The following is a 23,807-nucleotide window of genomic DNA, read 5'->3' as shown; positions in this document are numbered from 1 at the left end:
GGTCAACAAAAACGTACCTATCAAAGTAAGACCTTCACTAAATAGAACAAATATTATTGAATTAAACACAGGATTTGCAATAATTCCCAAAGATTGGAGCCTATAAACCAATGTGCCCAAACAAAGAAATACTACCGAAATAAGATTATTAACAAATGACATCAAAACATTGGATTCTTTTATTTCTAACAACCTCAACACCAATTTAGGCAAAGGCATTTTAATAGGCTCCTATTGGTTAGAAGCAAGAATTAATGAATGTTTTAATCGCTTAGAAAAAATAGACAACAGTTTGTTAGTAAATTATATTTGATAAATCATTGATAAAGGAAACACTCGTAAAATAACATCCAACGGCGGCTTTAAAATTGGATCGAGTAAGAGTAGTATTAAAAACGGCACTTTATTTATAAACATAATTTTAGAATACCAAAAGAGCATAAAAAAACTAATCCATTTTATCGGAATTACAAAACCCCTTGTAGATAAGTTTACGAACTCGCTCGATAATACTAAAAACTGTTCAGGCAAACAATTAGAGATATTAAAACCGTTTATATTGATACAGAAAGAAACGAAATCGACATTAAACCCCGCTCTAAAAAATTCAACACCTTGGAGAAACCGATAACAACCGTTATATTCAGACATTACCTTTTGATGAACTAGAACAAATCAAAAACGCCGATTTTACTAATCAGGAACAATTGTATAAATTTAAAAAAGAAAATCCCGAATTAACCAACCGTTTGTCAATAACCACCAAAACATTAGACAACACTCGAAACTGGATTTTGTTAGATTATGCAATAAGAAAATTTGGTGACGATTTGGTAAACAAAACAACCGAAAACAATCGATATAACGGCAAAAGTATTTATATTATATAATTTTAGAGAGAAAATAAATAAAAGTGCAACAGTTGGAGTTTCTTCGCCTTACGAAACGGAATTAGTTTTAAATAACTTTCCTAAAAAAATACCGCATCAAAGATTAAACGAAATTACAAAAGTAGTTTGTAAACTGGCAGGAATAGTTAATATTATTAAGGGAACTAAAATCAACCGTAAAAAATTGGGTTTTTATCCAAAGTATGATTTAATTAATTCGCATTATTTTAGACATTCCTTTGCAACGAATTATTATAAACAAATACCAATACTGATTTTAATAAACATAACTACACATTCAAAAGAAAGTGTGTTTTTGATTTATATAAAAAAAAGAGAAGATAAAGACAGCATTGCCGATTTACTCAAAAAGTTCTATGAAGAGCTACACAAAGACAAAGAACCACAAATGAGAGTTGTGAAAAAAAGTGTTTAAAAAAACAGAAATAATATTTGAATTAGTAACGAATTAATTACATTTGTAAAACAATAATAATGAGGACAATATTTATAACCAATGAATTTTCGGAATTTCTAGAAAATGCAGACCAACAAACAAAAGATAAAATTTCGTATCTATCTAATGTAATAACAACTCAAACGGTAATTAATACCAAAGTAGCAAAGAAATTAATCAATACCGATTTTTACGAAGTACGAGTACAAGTTAATAACGAATATCGAATTATTATTTTTACAGTTGACCGCGACAACATAACTCAAAGTAGAACTATTTTATTTCTAAATGGGTTTATGAAAAAATCGACAAAGGACTACAACAAACAAATAAAGTTAGCAATCAAAATATTAGAAAAATGGCAAGACCAAAACTAGATTTAGAAAGAATAAAAAAGGAACTACCTACAATGAATGATTATATAGATAATCAACACGGTAAACAGGGAACTCCCGAGCGTGAGGAATTTAATGCAAAGGCACTTTCTTATTATTACGGCGAATTGATAAAAGAAAAACGCAAAGAAAAACATTTAACACAACAACAATTAGCTGACCAAATAGGTAAAGAAAGAGCCTATATTGCAAAAATTGAACAAGGTAAAACCGATTTACAAATCTCGAATTTCGTGCAAATAATCAATGCTTTAGGATTGACTTTGCAAGTTCAGTAAAGAACAGAAATAGAAAATTATTACTATACATTAATAATAAACAAAGGGAATTAATAAACACAGATTCACATTACGATTACTACATTGATTACTTTCAAGGAATAGAAGTAAGTATAAAAAAAGACAAAACAACAAATCAAATCTATTACAGCTCTGATAGTGTAGCAAAAATATTAGGATTCAATAATGCTGATGACATGATACAAAGTAATAGTGATTTTACTAATGCCTTTCTAGATGGTATGAATAATGGTTTAGTAATATAAGACTTGTGATAATAAAAATTAAGTAAATGAGTACTAGTGCACAAAAGCTTTACATATTGAACTCGTCTTTGGTATGAAAAAAAATAACTGCACTAGTATTGAAAAAATTATTAAACAATTTCGTCTATCGTAAAGGAAAATTATATAAATTATATATATATAACAATAAGAACTAAACCAACAACACGTTTATAAGTCTTGGTTTGAAGAATAGGTATATTGTTTCTCTGAGTTTCCGAAACATACACTCGAATGTTTAAGGAAAGAAAAACTGGGTTCTGGTAAATTTGTACTTTCATGAGTTTAAAACACTGCACTCCAACAGTCAGGTTGTAAACATCGCAAGGAGGATGGGTACTTGGACCACTATGTAGGGAACATGTCGGGAAATATCTTGTATTCACTGCACACAATCCATACCTTATAAGCAAGTTACACACGCACAATGTGTTCTTGATAGGATTGCTCACCGAAGTAGTAAGAAAGAAAAGGGATACGCGGGCGCTGACCGAAAAAAGGTAAAAACTTTGGGCATCATCGACACCTTATACCCCCCTGCCCTTTACATTTGCGTTTCCCCGCGACCACACCGGCCCGAAAAAACTGTATTCCATCTCCAACATGCAACTAACTACAATTTTTTTACTATCCACAATCAGCCTCCGTAATCCAGACAAATATCTTGATTCTTTAATAATAGTTACTCTATCGCATCCACTGTAGAAATCGGCAAACTTTTTCCTGTTGATATAGATGGTGTTTTTTCTTTATCTGACCGCTGCTAAGATCTATTAGTTTTTTCATCAGTGTGAAATTTAGGTTTTTTTTCCTTTTGAATTGGATATTTTCAATAATTTGCCGGACTGGTCAAATTCTCCTGCAGTTGTAGCTACCACCAATGCTATCACTTTGCCGTTATAAGTTTCGTTCGGCGGAGTAACAATACTAAGCGTTTCTTTTTTTTGAGGATACGTTTTTTTTCGCATTTGTTTTTGTGTTTAATTTTGAACTTCTTTATTCCAATTTTTTGAGTTTCTCAATCATTGGATCTAGGTTAATGCTTCCTCCATTGCAACAGGCTTGTCTTACTTCTGGTCTGTCCAAAAATAAGTTAACAATTATTAAATTTTAAGAGCTTACATTCTCAAACATTCCTCTTCATACCATTTTTTGTTTGCCTCAGAGGTTAAAGGTCTTGTTTCACCTTGATCGTTTTCTGCAATGATGGTACTTACGTAAATTGGATTATTTGGAAGTTTTAATTCAATTTTTTGCATTGTGTTAGAAAAAGTATTACCACTTATAACTAAATCTTTTTCAATTTCTGTAATGAAATAATCAACATTTCCCTCAAAAACATTTTGAATTTGGCTGGCTTCTACAACGCCAGTTAGTTTTTCATTTCCTACTACCAAAACATAATTACTTGGCAATTTTCGTTGAGAAACCGTAATATAGTCTGACTGTGCTAGAACTTGTAATATTTTTAGTTTTTGATCATCTGTACCAAATAAAGCATAAGGTTTTATGCTCCAAGTATAGCATAAGTTCGTACCAATATCTACGATAAACCAAAGATTAACTACTATTTCTTGTGTGTTCATAGTTTGCATTCAATTTTAAAATTTTAGAATAAAGATTTTATATTTGACCACCCACACCTTTAAACTTCTCTATAAAGGCACTGATTTTTTGAAAAACACTTTGTTTTTTTGTTAAATATTGCGGATTTAAAGGACTCATTTTAGGTAAAATAGCATTTAATTCCGTACCATTTTCACTTGCAAATTCACGTTTTAATGATGTCGCTATGTACCTCTTTGTTGCCTCTTCATTTAAGTTTTCATCTGCAATTAATTCCGTGGCCTCTTTTTTCTGCTTTTCTTGTGCATATTTGAAGAAAGCATCTATAACATTCGCTTTATCTTGAATGGTTTCAAGGTCGGTTTCATTAATAAAATCTACCACTAAACTTTCTTTGGCTCTATTGCCAATACTTGCTCGAATTACCCTGCGGACTTCTTCTATCAAGGTGGCTTTGTCTTTGTTCTTTTTCTTGTGCTCAAAAATCAATTCAAGGATATAGTCCAAGTTTATTTCTTGAGATTTAAGAAGGTCTATTTCAAAAACTACGTCGTCCCAATCAATAGTTGACTCTTCTGATGCTGCACCATTTTTCTCGCGTCTTAACCAATCACGTATGTCGTTATAAGTTGAGCGATAATCTTGAATTGTTCGTTCAGGTAGCAAACTAATCTTTTGCATCGTCGCTAATTCTTCGTCTGTTACAAAGTTAGCTTCTTTAAATGCTTCAAGAGCTTCAACGTCCTCTGAATTTATCGTTTGAAGTGCTTTGAGATTGTTGAATTCATCGTAATTCTGCAATATGTTTTCTACACGCAAGTACTCACCAAATAGTTTAGAGAATTCTTTCTTGTCTTTTTCTGTTTCTATTTCGTCTGGTTTTGGGAACTTTTCATTTAATTCCTTTACCACATCCATAAAACCTCTTCTTGCTTCTCCTGTGGCAATGTCCGTAAAGCCCTCTAAATATTCTTTGTAGCTCTTTTCGAGTACTACATTTTTAGTGTTTTTATCTCCAAATAATGTGATGGCATCGATAGTAGCCATTTCTAAATCTCTGAAAGTAATAATGTTTCCAAAGGTTTTTGTAGCATCATATATACGGTTGGTACGAGAAAAAGCTTGCATTAAACCATGGTAACGTAAATTCTTATCTACAAATAAGGTATTCAATGTTGGTGCATCAAATCCAGTAAGAAACATACCTACTACTATAATCAAATCGATTTCTTTGCTTTTAACCCGTTTGGCAAGATCACGATAGTAGTTTTGAAATTCGTTACTTTCCACGCCAAAACTAGTTTTAAACATGGCGTTATAGTCTTTTATTGCTGCTGTTAAAAATTCTTTGGCACTACTATCCATCGCCGATGGCTCAAAGTTTTCTTCAGGTATTTCACCAGCAGCACTCTGCTCTTCATTGGCGGCGAAAGAAAATATCGTTGCAATTTTCAATGGCTTTTCAGTATCTTTTTGAAGACGGTTTAGTTCTTCATAATAACATTTAGCCGCTGCAACACTACTTACGGCAAACATGGCATTAAAGCCTGTGTTTCCTGCGTGACTTCTGTGTGTTTTTATTCTGTAATTTTTTAGAATGTATTGAGAAACTTCTTTGATACGAGCCGGATGAAGTAATGCTTTTGTGTTTTCTGCAGCCGTTAATTTTTTCTCATCAACTTCTGTTTCAAAGCTTTTAAACTTAGGTTGTACATTGTTATAATCTACCTTGAATTTTAGTACTTTTTCATCTCTAATGGCATCCGTAATAACATAGGAATGTAATTCACGACCAAATACACTTGCTGTTGTTTCTGCACCTAAGGCATTTTCAGGAAAAATAGGAGTTCCTGTAAAACCAAATTGATAGAACTTTTTGAATTTTTTATTCAGGTTCTTTTGCGCTTCACCAAATTGAGAACGGTGTGCTTCATCAAATATAAATACCACTTGTTTTTGATAAATAGCTAAATCACTTTCGCTTTTCATTAAGTGGTTTAGCTTCTGAATAGTTGTAACGATAATTTTATTGTCGTCTTTTTCAATATTTCTTTTTAAACCAGCCGTACTATCAGAACCGTTTACGCTATCAGGAGAAAAGCGTTGGTACTCTTTCATAGTTTGAAAATCTAAATCCTTACGGTCTACTACAAAGAAAACTTTATCAATAAAATTTAGATTTGTGGCTAGTCTAGCCGCTTTAAAACTAGTGAGAGTTTTACCAGAACCTGTTGTATGCCAAATGTAGCCTCCGCTTTCTCTATCTGACCATTTTTTAGTATTAAAGGAACTTTCTATTTTCCATAACATTCTCTCGGTTGCAGCGATTTGATACGGTCGCATTATTAGCAAGGTATCACTTGTATCAAAAACGGAGTAGGTGAGTAGTACATTTAACAACGTATGTTTTTGAAAAAAAGTTGCTGTGAAATCTTTCAAATCTTTAATCAAGGAATTATCCGACTTAGCCCAGTTCATTGTAAAATCGAAACTGTTTTTATCGCGTTTCACAGTGTTAGCAAAATAACGACTGTCCGTTCCATTAGTTATTACAAATACTTGCAAATACTTAAAAAGGGAGTTCTCACTATTAAAACTTTCTTTGCTATAGCGATGCACTTGATTGAATGCTTCACGGATCGCGACTCCACGTTTTTTTAATTCTATTTGCACCAACGGTAAACCATTTACTAAAACGGTTACATCATAGCGATTAGAATGAGTTCCTTTTTGTTCGAATTGTGAAATTACTTGTACTTTATTTCGAACAATATTCCTTTTATCTACTAAATAAATGTTTTGGATACGTCCATCATCAAAAACAAAATCGTAGATATAATTTTCATGCAACTTTCTTGTTTTATCAACCGTATTATCACTTGGTCTGTCTAAATACTCTTCTACAAAACGAGCCCATTCATTGTTAGAAAACTCCATATTATTTAGCGCTTGCAATTGTACTCTTACATTAGCTAACATGGCTTGTAGGGTAGTAAGGTTAGTAGGGTTTTCATATCCTTGATTGATTAAATCTTGGATGAATTCCTGTTCTAAAGCCGCTTCTGTTTGATAACTTGCAGGAGCTTCATTGACCTCTAAATATTTGGTAAATTTATCTAAAACAATGAAGTTGTTTGATTCTGCTATAGTGGTGTATTCTTTCATTTCTATTAATTATTTAGTTTGATTATTCATTTTCTTCATAATAATATGAATAATCGATGCCTTTTATATACATTTCTCTGCTGTTAATGTCAGTGGTAATTGCTGTCTTAAGTAGTGCGTTTAAAACGCTGCTATCTACCGAACTTATAATCATTGCATTCATATAATTGGTTTTGCTTATTTTGCTCCAATCGATGCATTTTTTTTCTTGTTTTTTCAATATCAAGTCTAGCCAAATTCGGGTACTTCTGCCGTTGCCTTCCATAAATGGGTGTGCTTTGTTCATAGCCACATATTTTTCTACAATTTCATTAAAATTGGTTTCGGGCATAGCGTCAATTTTTAGCAAAGTACTATTTAGATAGTGTGCATATTCAAATCTATATCCTCCTTTTGAAATATTTTTAGTTCGTAATTGTCCAGCAAAATCATATAATCCCCCAAATAAATAAGCGTGTATTTGTTGTAAACCTTTGGCTGTTCCTACTTCAAGACTCTCTACAAAACTGGTTTCAAATAAGGCATACGCCTTGGTTTTGCTTTTGCCATCTATACTTTCTGGGCTATAAGTAAACCAATTGATAAATCTGTTGGCGGTTTTGCTAGGGAATTGTTTCCCCAAGGCTATTATACCTTCATAGTCGAGCATATCTGTTGCATATCGCTTGCCATCGTTAGCTACTAATTTCAGTTGGGTAGTGTCACTAACCAACTCACTATTTTCTTTCTTTAGTTTAGCTTTTAGGTATTTCCAATAGTTTCGGTTTTTAGTGTAATCTTCTTGGTTTCTTAAAACCGCTACAATATCTAACACGCTAAACCACCATTTGGCATTTTCATCATCCCAAACGGCTCGCACTTCGCGATCATCAAAAAAACGTATAGAAATTTTAGACATTTTGCTGTTTGAACGTTAATAACAAATCTCTATAATACTCATATTGCTGTTTTCTTTGTTCTATTTCTTTTGGCAAACCTTCGCTGATAGAAGTAGTAAGGGTGTCAAATTTGTCTAGAATGGAAACGATACGTTCTTGTTCTTCTTTAGATGGCACTGGAATTTTAATTTTAGCTAAATCATCGGCATTTACACGTCTTACTTTTGTCCCAGTTATAAATTGTCTTTTTTGCTTTTGAAATTGTTCTGTTTGAAAAAAATAAGTAACGTATTTAGGATTCAAATTATGTCTATAAAAACAAGCATCACTACTTACCGCTATATCTTCATGACCTAACCAAGCAACTGCTTTACATACATCTTCATCATTTTCACTAGTGGTTGCTATGACCAAATCTCCATATTTTGCCATTCTTGCTTTCTTTGCAAATTCCTTCGAAACAAATGATTTGGTTTTATCAGTGTACGTTCCATAGTAAGTATAAACTTGACCATAATGAATACAACCAACTCCTGTTTCAGTAAAGTCTTTTTTCTGCAAACCACCGCCACGAATAAACTTACCATTATTTTCATCTCCCATAGGTAGATGTTGCACCTCCTTTTCATCGAAGTAGTACAATTTCTCTCGATAATAACTATATTGCGTTTTTCGTGCTGTAAGCTCCGCTGTAAGCTCCGCTGTAAGCTCCGCTGTAAGCTCCGCAAATGAATCGAGAATGGCAACTATTTTTTGTTGTATTTCGAGTGATTTTTTAGGATTTTCTGGACATGGAATGGGTATTAAGAATGCATTCATAACAGATGAACTTAAATTATTAATAGTAGAACTATTAAGCATTTCATCTAAATATTTTTGAAAAATACTGCTAGTCAAAATATGAAACAAAAAACGTGAATTTATTTGTACTGAGCTTCTTACGACGCCCATAAATCCTCCAAAAAAATATTCTAAATCTTCAAAAATATAAGCAACTTTACCTACATGTTCACGACTACCACTTGCTGCACTAATTAAAATATCATTTTTAAAGAGTTTCTGACTTTCTTTAACTTTAGTGTCAGATTTTATATATTTAATATTTTCAAAATTTATTGTATGTCTTGAAAGAGTTATATTATTTGCTCTAATTACTCTATAACCCGAATTATCTCCACTTTCGTTATTTTTGTTATATGTAAGACCACGAACATAGTCAGCCACATCTCCCAGCGGTTTCCATTCCACCTCAACACCTTCTAATAATTTATCTAAATAACTCATGCCTGATCTTCTTTGTTAGGTAATTGTTTATTAAGCATTCTGTCAAAATCACTTTCAAACAAGTTGTCTTGTACGATTCTATATTTTTCAAATTCGGTCTCGGCATGTGCTTTGGCAATTTCTGCCGTTACTTTGCCTGCATTTTGGAGTATTTCTCTATCAGTTGCTTCTATAAATCTGTTCAAGCGCGTTTCCCAATCTTCCATAGTTAGCGGAATTTGTCTCAAAGCCATATCTTCGGCAAGGTCCAAATAAGCAGAAACCAAACGCTGTAGTTGTTGCATCTCTTTTTCGGATAAATAATTTTTAGCAACAGCAACATCAAATTTTTGAATTTTACCCCTTGGTGCATCCTTCCAAGTAGCTAAACCCATGTTTTCTTTTTGATGGTTGGCTCTGTTTACAATGAGTTCTGCTGCAGTATTGCCGTGAATTGCCCAATGTAATTTGTTTTGTACGGTGGCAAAAAAGCGTTGGGTTGCTTTGGCAGTTACGTCATAGTCAATTGCTGTGGCGTATATATCGGTTATTTTTTGATAGAATTTTCGTTCGCTTATTCGAATTTCTCTTATTCGTTGTAGCTGTTCTTCAAAGTATTTTTTACCCAGAATGGTACCGTCATTTTTTAAACGTTCATCATCCATAGCAAAACCTTTAATTGTAAATTCTTTTACAATTTGCGTTGCCCATTTTCTAAATAATACGGCTCGTTCAGAGTTTACCTTGTAACCTACGGCAATAATTGCAGAGAGGTTGTAGTGTTTGGTTTGGTAATTTTTTCCATCGGTGGCAGTTATCCGGAAATTCCGGACAACTGAATTTTCATCCACTTCATTATCGGCAAAAATATGCTTTAAGTGCTCATTTACGGTGCGTGTATTTACATCATACAAAATGCCCATCATTTTTTGTGACAGCCAAATGTTTTCATCTGCATAAATAACATCTACACCTCCATCTCCTGTGGCAGCAATAAATGTTAAGTATTCTGCAGCAGAAGATCTACTAATTGATTTGCTATTTGTTTTCTTCTCGTCCATGATTTAGCTTTCTATTTCGTTTATAATGGCATCAATATCCACACGCAGCTTATCAATTTTTTTTACTGTTTTGGCAACTTCCTTATTCAATTCGGTAATGTCAATCTTTTCACGATTGTCTTTTGCTTCTATATAAGAACTCACCGATAGGTTGTAATCGTTTTCCCCAATCTTTGCATTGTCGATAGAAATGGCAACATGAGGCACATCTTCTTTACGATCAAATAAGTCCATTATTTTTTCAATATGTACATCACTCATCATATTGTTGTTGGTTACCTTTTTGAAGAAATCTTCGCCGCTGGCATCGATAAATTGCGTGGTAGTATCTGTCTTATGTTTAGAAAGTACCAAAAGTGTAACCGCTATAGTAGTTCCATAAAACAAATTGGGAGCTACGGATATAATGGTTTCTACAAAGTTATTATCTATTAAGTATTTTCTAATTTTTTGTTCGGCACCACCACGGTAAAAAATACCGGGAAAACAAACCAATGCAGCTCTTCCTTTTGGAGATAGATAATGCAATGCATGAAGCACAAAGGCAAAATCTGCTTTTGATTTTGGTGCTAATACCCCAGCAGGAGCAAAACGGTCGTCGTTGATTAATGTTGGGTCTTCATCTCCAATCCATTTTACCGAATAGGGAGGATTGGATACAATTGCATCAAAGGGTTTTTCATCGCCTAATTGCGGGTCTTTTAGCGTGTCTCCCAGTACAATATGAAACTTATCGTAATTGATGTTGTGTAAAAACATGTTCATACGCGCCAAGTTATAGGTGGTGTGGTTTATTTCTTGGCCATAAAAACCATCTTCGATAATGTGATTATCAAAATGTTTTTTGGCTTGTAGGAGTAAAGAACCAGAACCTGCTGCAGGGTCATAAATTTTATTTACAGTGGTTTGCTTGTGCATTGCCAACTGTGCAATCAATTTCGATACATGTTGTGGTGTAAAAAATTCACCTCCTGATTTACCAGCATTAGCTGCGTAATTGGAGATTAAAAATTCATAGGCATCCCCAAAAAGGTCAATTTCGTTGTCTTCAAAATTTCCGAAATTTAGTTCTTCTACGCCTTTTATCACTGCTGCTAAACGGCTATTTTTGTTTTCAACTGTATTTCCTAATCGTGAACTTGTAGTGTCAAAATCGGCAAACAATCCTTTTATATCTTGTTCTGATGGATAGCCATTCGCTGAACTTTCAATAGCATTAAAAATAGTTTTTAAATCGGTGTTCAGGTTTGGATTGGTATTAGCCGTTTTAGTGACATTTGCAAAAAGTTGACTAGGATAGATAAAATACCCTTTTGTTTTTATCGCATCGTCTTTTATTTCTGCTGCTATTTGATCATCTGCAAAATTGGCGTAATCTACACTTTCATCACCACCCTCAATATATTTTGTAAAATTTTCACTTATAAATCGGTAGAAAAGTGCTCCTAAAACAAAATGTTTGAAATCCCATCCATCTACTGAGCCGCGTACTTCGTTGGCTATTCTCCATATTTTTGCTTGTAATTCTGCTCTTTGTGCTGTGCTTGTCATTATTTTATTTGTGTAATTCTATTGGGTTAATTTTAATGGTCTCTAATTTAAACAAACATACAAAAAAGGTCTGGTAAGAAAATGAGTATAACCGTAAACCTAAGATGAAAGGAGGAAATGAGTAAAAAAAAAAGATATGAGTTTGAGATATTATTTTTTTTCAAATAAAACACAAAAGGCGAACCAATTAAGAAGCCCCTTTCTTTTGAGAAATAGCGGTTAAATTATTCTACGTTTCATCCCTTTTCTCAACCGGTTGGGCAACGGTTGGGCAATTCTTAAAACAAAAAACCCTAACTATATGATAGTTAGGGTTTTAGTGCGGATAATAGGACTCGAACCTACACGCCTTGCGGCACCAGATCCTAAGTCTGGCATGTCTACCAATTTCACCATATCCGCTCAATTAATTCACTGTGCTCTTATTGAAAAAGCGGTGTTCATTGAACTAGTGTTTGTGGGTGCAAAGATAAACATAAGTTCGACTCTACAAAGAAATTTTTATAAAAATATTCATTCTCTTTTTTGTACTTTTGAAATTATAAAAAAAAACCAATGGATACTATAAAATCGTACGTTCAACAACATAAAGATCGTTTTATAAACGAATTAATTGAATTATTAAAAATCCCATCTGTAAGCGCCGACACAGCGTATTGCCAAGATGTTATCGACACCGCCGATGCCGTAAAAGCAAGTTTAGAAAAAGCAGGATGCGACCATGTCGAAATTTGCGAGACCGCAGGTTATCCTATTGTGTACGGTGAAAAAATAATAGATCCAAGTTTACCCACAGTTCTTGTGTACGGTCATTATGACGTTCAACCACCAGATCCTATCGAACTTTGGACTTCTCCTCCATTCGAACCCGTAATTAAAAAAACCGAAATTCATCCTGAAGGAGCGATTTTTGCTCGTGGTGCCTGCGATGATAAAGGCCAAATGTATATGCACATAAAAGCTTTTGAGTATATGATTCAAAGCAATACTTTGCCGTGTAATGTGAAGTTTATGATTGAAGGTGAAGAAGAAGTAGGAAGTGTAAACCTGAAAACTTTCGTTGAAAACAATGTGGAGAAGCTTAAAAATGATGTGATTTTAATTTCAGATACCGGAATGATCTCTAATCAGCAGCCGTCTATCACAACAGGTCTTCGTGGACTAAGTTATGTAGAAGTAGAAGTTACTGGGCCAAACCGTGATTTACACTCGGGTTTATACGGTGGTGCAGTTGCGAATCCAATCAATATTTTGGCCAAAATGATTGCGTCACTGCATGATGAAAACAATCACATTACCATTCCAGGGTTCTATGATAATGTCGAAGATTTATCGCTAGAAGAAAGAGCTGAAATGGCCAAAGCGCCTTTCAACTTAGAAAATTATAAAAAAGCACTTGACCTAAATGACATTTATGGCGAAAAAGGCTATGTGACTAATGAGCGAAACTCTATTCGTCCTACGCTTGATGTAAACGGAATTTGGGGTGGTTACACTGGCGAAGGTGCAAAAACAGTTATCGCTAGCAAAGCTTTTGCCAAAATATCAATGCGTTTAGTACCCAATCAAGAATGGGAACACATCACTGAACTGTTCACAAAACATTTCACCAGCCTCGCTCCTGCTGGCGTTACCGTAAAAGTAAAACCGCATCACGGCGGGCAAGGATACGTAACTCCTATTGACAGTATTGGTTATAAAGCGGCTAATATGGCTTATACAGAAACCTTTGGCGTGCCGGCAATTCCAGTGCGTTCTGGCGGCAGTATTCCTATTGTGGCGTTGTTCGAGAAAGAACTAAAAAGCAAAACAATCTTAATGGGATTTGGCTTAGACAGTGACGCTATTCACTCGCCAAACGAGCATTTTGGGATATTCAATTACCTAAAAGGAATCGAAACCATTCCGTTGTTTTATAAATATTTTGTGGAATTGAGTAAATAGAAATTATCAAATATGTATTAAAAGTCCGTTTGTTCTTAATTGAATAAACGGATTTTTTATTTGGGCGTTCCCTTGTTGCAATACTTTTCAGGAAAACGCACTTCTATAATAATCGGATTTTTTAATTGGGCGTTCCCTTGTTGCAGCACTTTCCAGCAAAACTCACGATTCTGCTAGTAACAAGGTCAGGTTTTCCGCTGAAAATGAAATACACTGAATACCAAAATTAAAATAAAATTATAATGAAGTAATCTTTTTATGCTCCGTTCCTACGCATACAAAGGATTTCCACTGCAAGCCTTACGCGGGTGCTTTAGATTCAATAAAATTTTATAATTATAAAACAGTTTTTGATTTGCGAAAAATCCAAAAAAAATCCCCAACCGAAGCTGAGGATTAGTATATTACTTTTGAAGTTTTTCTAACTTCTCTTTTGCTTTAATTAGATCAGCTTCTAACTCTTTTATTTGAAGTTGCTTCTTAGAAATTTTGATATTCCCTTTTTGAATGTCGACCTCTGAAAGTTTCCCTTTTGCAACGGACTTGTCTAATTTGGCTTGCATTTTAGTATAGTCTTTCTCAGCTTTGCCAATTTTACTATTTAATTTTTCGACTGATTTGTCTGCTTTCGCGATTTTTTTCTGCTCTTTTTCTATTTTTCTAACCGCTTTTTCTTTTTCTTTTTGGGCTTTATCCCGCACTTTTTCTGCTTTGGCTCTTTCTTTTTCTGCTCTCTCGCGGCTTTTTTCTGCCTTGTCTAATTCTTTTTGCGCTTTTTTTCGATCTTTTTCAGCATCTTTCAATGCTTTTGCAGCCGCATCTTTCTCTTTATTGGCTTGTTTATTAAGCATTTTCTGCTGTACCAAATCAACAGAAACCACACTCATGGAATCAATAACAACCGTTTTGGTCTCTTGTGCAATTGCCAACTGGAAACCAAAGAATGCAAATACAATTAATAATATTTTAGTGTTCATGATGTTTTTAATTATTATTCGAGCAAATTTAGTTCAATTCAAGTTATTTACGTACTAACCATCAATCATTGTTTTTTAATAAATGAAAGTTTTAATTCTGTCATAAAAAACAGTGTCATTATTAAGAAATGAACATTCATAACGGTCTCTGTTTCTATGTTTTTTTCGATACTAAAACAAAATAATTTTCTTTTAATTTCTTTAAAAAAGAATAATTCCCGACTTATAACTTTATATTTTCTTTTGTAACCTAAAATATTTAATATCGTTTTTTATCGTGGTAAATGCTTTCTAACCACTAACTTTTGTCCCTTGTGCTTTATTCAGCTTGACAGCAATTAATACTTAATAATAAATTAGATTATGTTAATACTCTGGTTTTTTTGATCCTGAATTTCTAATAAATAATTATTCTTATCGCTAAAAATCTAATTTAAAACAACTTTATATAAAAAGCACTGCACGATAATATGTATTAGATACTACACCTATAAATTTTAATACAATTTGTTTTGAGTTAAAAAATTCATTATCAATTATCTTAAAATAAATTTGCAAATCAATAAAATATCTCTACATTTGTAGAGCAATGTTATAATTTGTAGAACAAAAGTCTTAATGAGAAAAGTTTTGATTGTTTTAAGTTTGATGATTTTGAGTGTAACTGCTTGTAAAACTAGTGTGCCAAATCAAAAAATAAATAAGAAAAGAGAAGGTTATTGGATAGAAAAATATACTCAAGATAGTTCCATTTATAAATCTTTTGGACACTATATAAATGATGATCCCGTAAAAAAATGGAGGCACTACAAAGATTCTAAATTAATAAAAAAAGAAAATTACAAAGGCAATCAGTGCTACACTCGAATTTATTTTGAAAACGGCAAGATTCAAGCGAAAGGAAAAACAGTTTTCGATAGTAGTGCGAAATATGATCACTGGTATTACAACGGTAACTGGAATTTTTATAATGAAAAAGGGAAATTAATAATGAAACGATTTTATGACAAAGGCAAACTTGTTTCTGAAACCAAACTAAAAAAATAACAATGCAACAACTCACGAACGCCGAAGAACAATTGATGGAACATCTCTGGAAACTTGAGAAAGCTTTTATGAAAGATTTACTACAGGCATATCCAGAGCCAAAACCCAAAACAACGACAGTTGCCACCTTGCTTAAAAGAATGATTGATAAGGATTATGTCGCTTACACTGAATATGGGAACTCAAGAGAATATTATCCACTGGTTTTAAAAACAGTTTATTTCTCTAAACACGTCAACGGATTAATAAAGAATTTCTTTAACGATTCCGCTTCGCAGTTTGCTTCCTTCTTTACTACAGAAACGAATCTGTCAGAAAAAGAATTACAAGAGCTCAAAAAAATAGTAGATCGTGCCATTCAAAACAAGAAAAAATGATAGACTTTTTAATTAAATCAACCGTTTCATTAATTGTGCTACTTGTTGTTTATCATTTAGTACTAGAAAACGAAAAAATCCATCAATTTAATCGATTTTACCTTTTATTTGCCGTAGTTTTTTCATTATCAATTCCATTTCTAACCATAGAAATAATTCAAGAAATTACAACAAAAGCATCTTTGCAAAATCTATTTGTTAATGAAAATGGAATTGCTACCAGTATTACAGAATCTACAAATTACTGGCTAATTGCGCTGTATAATATTTACGGATTTGTTACTTCTATTTTATTATTTCGATTTATTAGAAACATATTCAAATTACATTTAAAAGCAAAATCTGCGGTAACTATTAAACATAAGAGTGCACAGCTGGCATTGATCGGAGAAAAAACACTTCCCTACACCTTTCTAAATAATATTTTTGTTTACGAAACTGCTTATAAGAACAGAGAGATAGAAGATGAATTGTACACGCATGAATTAATTCATGTAACGCAAAAACATACATTGGATATATTATTTATTGAAACTTTAAAAGTTATTTTTTGGTTTAACCCTATCTTCATTTTTTATAAAAGCGCCATTCAACTCAACCACGAATTTCTTGCTGACGAGAAAGTCGTACAATCATATAACAATGTTTCGTTTTACCAAAATTTGTTACTCTCAAAAGCGAATGCAAACCCAACTTATTGCTTGGCCAGTAATTTAAACTATTCAGTAACTAAAAAAAGATTAATTATGATGACAAAAACCACCTCAACGGCAAGCGCAATATTAAAAAAGGGATTATTAGTTCCTGTTTTAATAGCTTTAGTATTTACAATTTGTACTAAAGTTGTAGCGCAAGAAACGACTAAAAAGCAAGCAAGCACCGCTAAAAAATCAGAAGGAATATTTAATAAATATTACGAGAAAACTACTTTTAAAATAAAAGATGAAAGTGGAAAGATTGTAAAAGATAAAAAATATGACGAATTAACGGTGCTTGAACAGAGAGCGGTACCTTCAATCATATCAAAAAATAAGCGTTTACCAACAAACGAAGAACTTATAGCTGAATTACAAAAAGGAGCTGCTGCCATAATTGAAGTAGATGTTTTTAGTCCAGAAAATAAAAAAATAAAAAAAGCTGACGGTGAAATTTACAACACGAGTGAAATTAGTGAAAGACCTGACTTTCCAAATGGTATAGAGGAGTTTTACAAGTTTGTAGGTCTAAATTTTAAAGCTCCCGAAAATCCTAAAAATCTTAAAGGAAAAATTTACATCACCTTTATAATAGAAAAAGACGGCAGCATAACTAACGTAAGGTCTATTAGAGACATTGGATACGGGACGGGAGAAGAAGCGATTAGAGTAATTAAATTAAGTCCAAAATGGATCCCAGGAAAAGTAAATAACGAACCCGTACGAGTTATGTATAGTTTACCAATCACAGTACAGTCTAGTAACTAGAAAAAAAAATCCGCTTCGAAAAAGAAGCGGATTTTAAAAAAAACTACAATAACTAAGAAAATTCTAACTACTACTTTTATCTGGATTATATCCTAAATAGGACATCGTTTGCTCCTTAAAAACGACTCCATATTGTTCTAACTCTTTTAAAATGGGTACATAAATTTCTTTAAGAATAGGTCTTTGAACACCAGCTGTTTTTATTTTACCATTTAATATCAATAAAGTTGCCATTGCCACTGGTAAACCTACGGTTTTGGCCATAGCAGTATAGGTTTGATCCTCGCCAATACAAACCATTTTTGAATCAATTTGTTTTTTTTCTCCATTTATTTCATAACCAAATTTATGATACATCACAATCATATCTTTGTCTTCTGGTTGTAAGGTCCAACTATCACTTAATATTTTTTCCAGCATTTGCGCAGGCGTCGCATTCTTTAAACCCACAATTTTATCGCGATTGAAAAGGTCTAGTTCTAAAAGTTTGTCCCACATAATATCATCCTGATCGATTTTTAAAATCAAGCGTGTTTTGATTTCAACACTATCTGTAGGATGGTAAGGCAAAAAGGAGTTAACAAAATTTCTGTAACTCATCGTTTCTGAATTTTCCATCACATAACTATCATCAGTCATACCAAGCTGTACAAACATATTCCACGCCTTAGAAAAACCCACTTTCCTGATTGTACCTCTATATAAAGTGAGCACATCATCCAGTCCATAGACAGAACGATATTTCAATGAATCTCTATTCGAGTAACCCTCAAATCGTCCGTAACCTTCCACATCTAGGAACTCAGTCCTGCGAAATAAATTACAATATGGAATGTATTTATAGGTTCCCTCTTGGATAAACTTTGCCGCACCACCTTGACCCGCAAGAACCACGTTGCGAGGTGCCCAAGTAAATTTATAATTCCAAAGATTAGTATCTGATTCTGGGGCTACGAGTCCGCCACAAAATGACTCAAACAATATCATTTTACCACCTTTTTCTTTAATCGCATTGATCACTTTCATTGCGCTCATGTGATCAAGTCCAGGGTCAAGTCCTATCTCATTCATGAATATAAGATTATTTTCTTTTGCAGCTACGTCTAACTCCTGCATTTCATCGCTAATATAAGAAGCGGTGACTAAATTCTTTTTAAAAACTAAACAATCCCTTGCCACATCAATATGTAAGTGAGCGGGCAACATTGAAACCACAATATCTGCTTTTTGGATGGCATCTTGTCGCTGATTTTTATCAAAAATATCAATCGCAATAGCCGTTGCGTTAGAATGATTGTTCGTTTTTTTTTGGGCTAAGGCCAATGACAAATCACCAATAACAAGATGCAAGTTCTCTTCTTTTGATTTATTTAAAAGATATTGAATCAACGATGATGCTGATCTTCCTGCTCCAACGATAAGGATTGTTCTCATTTTTTGATATTTATAACACAAACATACAAAAATGTTGTATTTATAACACATCAGTCTGCTAAAGATTTTAAAAGCTTGAGCTATTTTATAAATTAAACCTGAAAGAGCTTGATTGAAATCTATATCTCTAATGAAAAATATTTACTTACTTTTTTTGGACAATAGTCATAAAAGCTATGACTATTTTAATTTAAATATTTCTTGTAGCGGCTGAAAATGCGTAAACCAGACCAAATCCTTGGAATTCTTCAAAATAAATTTTAAATTCCTTTATTAGATTATCAAAATGCAATTCGGCAATAGTTTCTTTACTTTTTAAGTCGAAGGATCTGACTATGATATGATTTTTAAAACTAATCCCTTTTTCATTTCTAATTTTGAAAATAGCTTCTTTAGCGCCCCAGATGATTGTTAGTTTTCTAATGAATTCCTGTTGCTCACTCGGATTTAAATACTGAAATTCAGCATTGCAAAATTTATTGGCAATTTTAATTATTTTATCTCTTTGCAATTCAATATCAATTCCTACGATTTCACTGCTAATTATAATTGCTGAAAAATCATGAGAATGGGTGATCGAAATAAATTTTCCATCCTTTAAGTGTGGCTTTCCAAGATCATCGTAATACAAATCAAAATCAGAATAACCAGCTAGTTGTAATAATTTGCGAACACTCAAAAAAGCACGTTGGTGTACTTGGGATTTCATTGATGCAAGTCGGATGCTGTTTTTTTCGTTTAGAGAAATGGTTCCAAATAACTCTTCATAAGATTCAGAAATCTTCCAAACTAGAATTTTTGTGGTGGCACTAAAGGGTATTGTCTTAAATAATGGCATATTAGTATCGTGATCCCTTGTCCTGATTGTCCCAAATCTTCGGGAGGCATCTTTTTATAAAACTTCCAGTCTTCAGAGGGCTGGAAACTTTATAAAATATATAGTGGAAAGCGGGAAATGGCTCCTTAAATTAAAAATTATCAGTTAAATAAAATTATTTTACTGATTTCTAAAACTTTACAGAATTAAACAATTCATAAATATTTAGAAATCCTTTTAAAATCCTAAGTTTATTACGTAATTTTGCAAAAAATTTACAATACAAATATACTATAAATGAGTACTACAACTATGCCTTTTGTGGCTTTCAAAGTAAAAGACATCTCTCTAGCGGCTTGGGGAAGAAAAGAAATTGAATTAGCTGAAGCTGAAATGCCAGGTTTAATGGCACTTCGTGCTGAATATAAAGATGAACAACCCCTTGCAGGTTCTCGTATTGCAGGATGTTTGCACATGACAATCCAAACTGCCGTTCTAATTGAAACATTAATTGCTCTTGGTGCTGAGGTTACTTGGTCATCTTGTAATATTTTTTCTACTCAAGATCAAGCTGCTGCTGCAATCGCTGCTGCTGGAATTCAGGTTTACGCTTGGAAGGGACTGAATGAAGAGGATTTTGACTGGTGTATTGAGCAAACATTGTTCTTTGGTGAAGACAGAAAACCATTGAACATGATTCTTGATGATGGTGGAGATTTGACTAATATGGTTATTGATCGTTACCCAGAATTAATTAGTGGTATCAAAGGTTTATCTGAAGAAACTACAACTGGAGTTCATAGACTTTATGAAAGAGTAAAAGCGGGAACATTACCAATGCCTGCAATTAATGTAAATGACTCGGTTACTAAATCGAAATTTGACAACAAATACGGTTGTAAAGAAAGTGCTGTTGATGCAGTTCGTCGTGCAACAGATATTATGCTTGCTGGTAAAAGAGTGGTTGTTTGTGGATATGGCGACGTAGGAAAAGGAACTGCAGCTTCTTTTAGAGGTGCGGGATCTATTGTTACGGTTACTGAAATTGATCCTATCTGTGCGCTACAAGCTGCAATGGATGGTTTTGAGGTTAAAAAATTAAACTCAGTCGTTGGTAATGCTGATATTATAATTACATCAACTGGAAATAAAGATATCGTTCTTGGTTCTCACTTTGAGCAAATGAAAGATAAAACGATCGTTTGTAATATTGGACACTTTGACAACGAAATTGATATGTCATGGTTAAATACTAATCACGGTGCTTCTAAAGTAGAGATTAAACCTCAAGTTGATAAATATACTATTGCAGGAAAAGACATCTTGATTCTTGCTGAAGGTCGTTTAGTAAACTTAGGTTGTGCTACAGGTCACCCAAGTTTTGTAATGAGTAACTCATTTACAAACCAGACTCTTGCTCAAATCGAATTGTGGAAAAACAGCGCAGCATACAATAATGATGTGTATATGTTACCTAAACATTTAGATGAAAAAGTAGCTTTCTTACACTTAGCTAAATTAGGCGTTGAATTAGAAACTTTGCGTGACGATCAAGCAGCTTACATTGGTGTAGAAGTTTCAGGACCGTTCAAGCCAGAATACTACAGATATTAGATTTCAGTGAATAGTCATTAGTAAATAGTGATTAGCTAAAATTTTAAATAGACAAACCCTTTCACTTCCGATAGTGAAAGGGTTTTTTGTTTTTGGGCGTGACCTCGCTGCACAACTTTTATCTATTGAAATAAGTTAGGAACTCAAGATAATACCTATTGGCTGTATCTTTTGTGTAGTCCCGATTGTTATCGGGATTACACAAAAGGATGCCGCTGCTATCCCTCACGCTTGAAAAATACCTGTTTATCCCTCATCAATGAAATAAGTTGCTTATTTTTACATTGAAAACAATTTTAACAATTTACATAACATGAAACTTAAAGATATTTTAAAAATTGCAGAATCTGAATTAGCAGATTTATCGGCTGTTCCAAACCCTGATTTCAAACTTGAGCAAGCTGTTTTTTTAAAAGACAAAAAAATATGGGAAATTGTTGTGTCCTATTTAGTAGAAAACACTAATAAACCATCTAAAGTTTTTGCCGCATTAGCCTCTGAATTTCAATTTCTAAGAATATATAAAAAATTAGAAATTAATGAAGAAAATCAATTGGTTAGTTTTTTTATGCATGATAACAAAGCATGATTCTGGTTGACTCTAATGCTTTAATAGTTCTGTTGATTGGATTTATTGATCCAAAATTATTTGAAACTCATAAAGCTACGTCTATATATGATGAAGATGATTTTTATGAGTTGTTAAATGTTATTGGAGACCTTGAAGAAATACTTGTTTTACCAAATATTTGGACTGAAGTTGACAATCTATTAAATACTTTTGTTGCAACTATAAATATGCCTACATTCAAAGAATACGTGAAATAATTAAAATTACCTCGGAAAACTATTTAGATTCAAAAACGGGTAGTGAATGTGAAAGCTTTTTAGAAATTGGACTTACCGACTCGTTGGTTCTTGAGCAAGCAAAATCATGCAAACTCCTTATTACATCAGACTCACAGCTCTCAGATTATGCAATAGCCTATGGAATTAAAGTGTATGATTTGGTGAGAGTTAAAAATGAAAAATTAAGATGAAAAAGTTTCAAGCAAAGCCAAAATTTTCTCTATCAAATCAGCAAGGTTTGTTTTAGCAATCAATTTATAAAATCTAAACTTTACTATTTTATATCTATGTAACTTTATTACGCATCAAAATGACTACACTTACTGTTAACATAAAAGATATTTCTCAAATTGCCATTATCAAAAAAATTTTGAAAGATTTTGATGTGGAAGTAATTGAGCAAAACAATGAAATCACAAATGCTCAGATAATTAAAAGACTTGAAAAGCATCATGATCATTTTCAAGAACCTGCTTATAGAGAAGAAAACTACACCAAAGTAGATACCAAAAATATATGGGCAGATATTCAATAGAAATAAGTAAAGAAGCACTTGCTGATTTATCGAAAATAAAATAATCTGGTACGAAAACAGTTATTTCAAAAATCGAAAAAATACATTTAAAATTAGAAACTCATCCAACCACTGGAATTGGTAAGCCTGAAAAACTTAAATACAAAGACACTAACGTCTGGTCGAGACAAATCAACAAAAAAGACCATTTAAGATATGAAATTATTGACCAAGAAGTTGTCGTAATTAATATTTCTGCCTTGGGTCATTACAATGATAAATAAACTTTGAATTCTAGAACACAACGTTAATATTTTAAGAACCTTTGTAGTGATATGAGGGTTTTTCTTTATCAGCAATACCAAAACAAATCCTAAATTTGTAAAAAACAGGAAATATGAAAAACTTTTTATTTTTAGGTATTGCTATCATCTGCGAGATTATTGCAACCTCAGCATTAAAAAAATCGGAAGAATTCACTAAATTGATTCCAAGCCTCATTACAATTGTAGGTTATTGTGGTGCATTTTACTTTTTGAGTTTTGCTATAAGAACCATTCCAATTGGAATTGCTTATGCAATATGGTCTGGAGTTGGAATTGTTTTAATTACTATAATTGGTGCTATTTTTTTTAAACAAATTCCAGATTTACCCGCAATTATCGGATTATCGTTAATTTTAATTGGCGTTACCGTAATTAATGTTTTTTCAAAAACTACAGGATATTAATTGAGTAAGTTTAGACACTGGATTTCCTTCATATTTATTGAGGGTTCTTTTAGGCATGTCCCTTCAGGTCGGGCTATGCGCTGTATCTTTTGTTCCGCTTAAGCTTCACAAAAGGATGCCGCTGCTATCCCTCATGCAACATATGGTTGATTAAATTTCTTGAATTCAACTTATAAATGCAACTTTTGAGAAAAGAGTTGCAAGTATATTAAATTTTTACAGAAAGAGAGAAAAGAAAATAAATTCTTTTCCC

Annotated in this window: 23 protein-coding genes and 1 tRNA gene; 13 read left to right on the top strand and 11 right to left on the bottom strand. The window is 32.9% G+C overall.

The annotated features are described in order from the left end of the window. Positions 1-707: 707 nt before the first annotated feature. The 3 genes from RCH18_RS03260 (at position 708) to RCH18_RS03250 (ending at position 2,020) form a co-directional block, all read left to right on the top strand. Complete coding sequence (locus tag RCH18_RS03260) at positions 708-890, top strand: hypothetical protein (RefSeq protein WP_326935337.1); 183 nt, start codon at positions 708-710, stop codon at positions 888-890. Positions 891-1,385: 495 nt separating this feature from the next. Next, positions 1,386-1,724 (top strand): type II toxin-antitoxin system RelE/ParE family toxin, encoded by a 339-nt coding sequence (locus RCH18_RS03255; RefSeq protein WP_326935336.1) that lies wholly within the window; start codon positions 1,386-1,388, stop codon positions 1,722-1,724. After that, positions 1,706-2,020 carry a helix-turn-helix domain-containing protein gene (locus RCH18_RS03250; protein WP_326935335.1) on the top strand — a complete coding sequence of 105 codons (315 nt, stop codon included), beginning with the start codon at positions 1,706-1,708 and terminating at the stop codon, positions 2,018-2,020. The genes RCH18_RS03255 and RCH18_RS03250 overlap by 19 nt, the downstream gene beginning before the upstream one ends. 1,081 nt (positions 2,021-3,101) lie before the next feature. On the opposite strand, the gene RCH18_RS03245 is transcribed toward RCH18_RS03250, so the two are convergent. The 8 genes from RCH18_RS03245 to RCH18_RS03210 all read right to left on the bottom strand — a co-directional run bounded on the left by RCH18_RS03245 (position 3,102) and on the right by RCH18_RS03210 (position 12,190). After that, positions 3,102-3,272 (bottom strand): hypothetical protein, encoded by a 171-nt coding sequence (locus RCH18_RS03245; protein WP_326935334.1) that lies wholly within the window; start codon positions 3,270-3,272, stop codon positions 3,102-3,104. A gap of 150 nt (positions 3,273-3,422) precedes the next feature. After that, a complete protein-coding gene (locus RCH18_RS03240) occupies positions 3,423-3,890 on the bottom strand; it encodes a hypothetical protein (protein WP_326935333.1) in 468 nt (155 codons plus the stop codon). Positions 3,891-3,927: 37 nt separating this feature from the next. Then, positions 3,928-7,035: a type I restriction endonuclease subunit R gene (locus tag RCH18_RS03235; protein ID WP_326935332.1), complete on the bottom strand. Its 3,108-nt coding sequence runs from the start codon at positions 7,033-7,035 to the stop codon at positions 3,928-3,930. A gap of 22 nt (positions 7,036-7,057) precedes the next feature. Next, the gene (gene fic / locus RCH18_RS03230) at positions 7,058-7,933 is read right to left on the bottom strand and encodes a protein adenylyltransferase Fic (RefSeq protein WP_326935331.1); all 876 of its coding nucleotides are present in this window, start codon (positions 7,931-7,933) and stop codon (positions 7,058-7,060) included. After that, complete coding sequence (locus RCH18_RS03225) at positions 7,926-9,197, bottom strand: restriction endonuclease subunit S (protein ID WP_326935330.1); 1,272 nt, start codon at positions 9,195-9,197, stop codon at positions 7,926-7,928. The genes fic and RCH18_RS03225 overlap by 8 nt, the downstream gene beginning before the upstream one ends. After that, on the bottom strand, positions 9,194-10,237 hold the full coding sequence (locus RCH18_RS03220; RefSeq protein ID WP_326935329.1) for a virulence RhuM family protein: 1,044 nt from the start codon (positions 10,235-10,237) through the stop codon (positions 9,194-9,196). The genes RCH18_RS03225 and RCH18_RS03220 overlap by 4 nt, the downstream gene beginning before the upstream one ends. Positions 10,238-10,240: 3 nt before the next feature. Further along, a complete protein-coding gene (locus RCH18_RS03215; RefSeq protein ID WP_326935328.1) occupies positions 10,241-11,788 on the bottom strand; it encodes a type I restriction-modification system subunit M in 1,548 nt (515 codons plus the stop codon). Positions 11,789-12,108: 320 nt separating this feature from the next. Next, positions 12,109-12,190, bottom strand: a tRNA-Leu gene (locus RCH18_RS03210). A 153-nt stretch (positions 12,191-12,343) separates the two neighbouring features. Between RCH18_RS03210 and RCH18_RS03205 the strand changes: the two genes are divergently transcribed. Further along, positions 12,344-13,732, top strand: a complete 1,389-nt coding sequence (locus RCH18_RS03205) for a dipeptidase (protein ID WP_326935327.1) — start codon at positions 12,344-12,346, stop codon at positions 13,730-13,732. A 404-nt stretch (positions 13,733-14,136) separates the two neighbouring features. On the opposite strand, the gene RCH18_RS03200 is transcribed toward RCH18_RS03205, so the two are convergent. Continuing rightward, entirely contained in the window at positions 14,137-14,709 is a 573-nt protein-coding gene (locus tag RCH18_RS03200; protein WP_326935326.1) for a hypothetical protein, read from the bottom strand. Between the two features lie 618 nt (positions 14,710-15,327). On the opposite strand from RCH18_RS03200, the gene RCH18_RS03195 reads away from it, so the two are divergent. The 3 genes from RCH18_RS03195 to RCH18_RS03185 are packed head-to-tail and all read left to right on the top strand — an operon-like array spanning position 15,328 to position 17,596. After that, positions 15,328-15,756 carry a hypothetical protein gene (locus RCH18_RS03195; RefSeq protein WP_326935325.1) on the top strand — a complete coding sequence of 143 codons (429 nt, stop codon included), beginning with the start codon at positions 15,328-15,330 and terminating at the stop codon, positions 15,754-15,756. 2 nt (positions 15,757-15,758) lie between these two features. Then, a complete protein-coding gene (locus tag RCH18_RS03190) occupies positions 15,759-16,133 on the top strand; it encodes a BlaI/MecI/CopY family transcriptional regulator (protein ID WP_326935324.1) in 375 nt (124 codons plus the stop codon). Further along, a complete protein-coding gene (locus RCH18_RS03185) occupies positions 16,130-17,596 on the top strand; it encodes a M56 family metallopeptidase (RefSeq protein WP_326935323.1) in 1,467 nt (488 codons plus the stop codon). The genes RCH18_RS03190 and RCH18_RS03185 overlap by 4 nt, the downstream gene beginning before the upstream one ends. A 63-nt stretch (positions 17,597-17,659) precedes the next feature. Here RCH18_RS03185 and RCH18_RS03180 read toward each other — a convergent pair whose 3' ends face one another. Beyond that, complete coding sequence (locus RCH18_RS03180; RefSeq protein WP_326935322.1) at positions 17,660-19,030, bottom strand: saccharopine dehydrogenase family protein; 1,371 nt, start codon at positions 19,028-19,030, stop codon at positions 17,660-17,662. Positions 19,031-19,220: 190 nt separating this feature from the next. After that, on the bottom strand, positions 19,221-19,868 hold the full coding sequence (locus RCH18_RS03175) for a 4'-phosphopantetheinyl transferase family protein (protein ID WP_326935321.1): 648 nt from the start codon (positions 19,866-19,868) through the stop codon (positions 19,221-19,223). Between the two features lie 276 nt (positions 19,869-20,144). Between RCH18_RS03175 and ahcY the strand changes: the two genes are divergently transcribed. The 6 genes from ahcY to RCH18_RS03150 all read left to right on the top strand — a co-directional run bounded on the left by ahcY (position 20,145) and on the right by RCH18_RS03150 (position 23,554). Beyond that, positions 20,145-21,461: an adenosylhomocysteinase gene (ahcY, locus tag RCH18_RS03170; protein WP_326935320.1), complete on the top strand. Its 1,317-nt coding sequence runs from the start codon at positions 20,145-20,147 to the stop codon at positions 21,459-21,461. A gap of 313 nt (positions 21,462-21,774) precedes the next feature. Then, the gene (locus RCH18_RS03165) at positions 21,775-22,050 is read left to right on the top strand and encodes a hypothetical protein (protein WP_326935319.1); all 276 of its coding nucleotides are present in this window, start codon (positions 21,775-21,777) and stop codon (positions 22,048-22,050) included. Further along, positions 22,047-22,289, top strand: coding sequence for a hypothetical protein (locus tag RCH18_RS03160; protein ID WP_326935318.1), 243 nt, complete (start codon positions 22,047-22,049; stop codon positions 22,287-22,289). The genes RCH18_RS03165 and RCH18_RS03160 overlap by 4 nt, the downstream gene beginning before the upstream one ends. A 331-nt stretch (positions 22,290-22,620) precedes the next feature. Continuing rightward, a complete protein-coding gene (locus tag RCH18_RS03155) occupies positions 22,621-22,845 on the top strand; it encodes a hypothetical protein (RefSeq protein WP_326935317.1) in 225 nt (74 codons plus the stop codon). Positions 22,846-22,907: 62 nt separating this feature from the next. After that, complete coding sequence (locus RCH18_RS16120; protein ID WP_442788141.1) at positions 22,908-23,108, top strand: type II toxin-antitoxin system YoeB family toxin; 201 nt, start codon at positions 22,908-22,910, stop codon at positions 23,106-23,108. Between the two features lie 113 nt (positions 23,109-23,221). Next, entirely contained in the window at positions 23,222-23,554 is a 333-nt protein-coding gene (locus tag RCH18_RS03150) for a DMT family transporter (RefSeq protein ID WP_326935316.1), read from the top strand. Positions 23,555-23,807: the final 253 nt, after the last annotated feature.

Origin of the sequence: Flavobacterium sp. PL11, assembly GCF_035985025.1 — a bacterium.
GTDB lineage: Bacteria > Bacteroidota > Bacteroidia > Flavobacteriales > Flavobacteriaceae > Flavobacterium.
The sequence above is the reverse complement of the archived record's forward strand: the minus strand, read 5'-3'. Positions and strand labels throughout refer to the sequence as shown.

Bases quoted from the DNA above. Each gene is read 5' to 3' on its own strand.
- RCH18_RS03255 (WP_326935336.1), top strand. From the start codon at position 1,386: ATGAGGACAATATTTATAACCAATGAATTTTCGGAATTTCTAGAAAAT.
- RCH18_RS03250 (WP_326935335.1), top strand. From the start codon at position 1,706: ATGGCAAGACCAAAACTAGATTTAGAAAGAATAAAAAAGGAACTACCT.
- RCH18_RS03245 (WP_326935334.1), bottom strand. From the start codon at position 3,272: ATGCGAAAAAAAACGTATCCTCAAAAAAAAGAAACGCTTAGTATTGTT.
- RCH18_RS03240 (WP_326935333.1), bottom strand. From the start codon at position 3,890: ATGAACACACAAGAAATAGTAGTTAATCTTTGGTTTATCGTAGATATT.
- RCH18_RS03235 (WP_326935332.1), bottom strand. From the start codon at position 7,035: ATGAAAGAATACACCACTATAGCAGAATCAAACAACTTCATTGTTTTA.
- fic (WP_326935331.1), bottom strand. From the start codon at position 7,933: ATGTCTAAAATTTCTATACGTTTTTTTGATGATCGCGAAGTGCGAGCC.
- RCH18_RS03225 (WP_326935330.1), bottom strand. From the start codon at position 9,197: ATGAGTTATTTAGATAAATTATTAGAAGGTGTTGAGGTGGAATGGAAA.
- RCH18_RS03220 (WP_326935329.1), bottom strand. From the start codon at position 10,237: ATGGACGAGAAGAAAACAAATAGCAAATCAATTAGTAGATCTTCTGCT.
- RCH18_RS03215 (WP_326935328.1), bottom strand. From the start codon at position 11,788: ATGACAAGCACAGCACAAAGAGCAGAATTACAAGCAAAAATATGGAGA.
- RCH18_RS03205 (WP_326935327.1), top strand. From the start codon at position 12,344: ATGGATACTATAAAATCGTACGTTCAACAACATAAAGATCGTTTTATA.
- RCH18_RS03200 (WP_326935326.1), bottom strand. From the start codon at position 14,709: ATGAACACTAAAATATTATTAATTGTATTTGCATTCTTTGGTTTCCAG.
- RCH18_RS03195 (WP_326935325.1), top strand. From the start codon at position 15,328: ATGAGAAAAGTTTTGATTGTTTTAAGTTTGATGATTTTGAGTGTAACT.
- RCH18_RS03190 (WP_326935324.1), top strand. From the start codon at position 15,759: ATGCAACAACTCACGAACGCCGAAGAACAATTGATGGAACATCTCTGG.
- RCH18_RS03185 (WP_326935323.1), top strand. From the start codon at position 16,130: ATGATAGACTTTTTAATTAAATCAACCGTTTCATTAATTGTGCTACTT.
- RCH18_RS03180 (WP_326935322.1), bottom strand. From the start codon at position 19,030: ATGAGAACAATCCTTATCGTTGGAGCAGGAAGATCAGCATCATCGTTG.
- RCH18_RS03175 (WP_326935321.1), bottom strand. From the start codon at position 19,868: ATGCCATTATTTAAGACAATACCCTTTAGTGCCACCACAAAAATTCTA.
- ahcY (WP_326935320.1), top strand. From the start codon at position 20,145: ATGAGTACTACAACTATGCCTTTTGTGGCTTTCAAAGTAAAAGACATC.
- RCH18_RS03165 (WP_326935319.1), top strand. From the start codon at position 21,775: ATGAAACTTAAAGATATTTTAAAAATTGCAGAATCTGAATTAGCAGAT.
- RCH18_RS03160 (WP_326935318.1), top strand. From the start codon at position 22,047: ATGATTCTGGTTGACTCTAATGCTTTAATAGTTCTGTTGATTGGATTT.
- RCH18_RS03155 (WP_326935317.1), top strand. From the start codon at position 22,621: ATGACTACACTTACTGTTAACATAAAAGATATTTCTCAAATTGCCATT.
- RCH18_RS03150 (WP_326935316.1), top strand. From the start codon at position 23,222: ATGAAAAACTTTTTATTTTTAGGTATTGCTATCATCTGCGAGATTATT.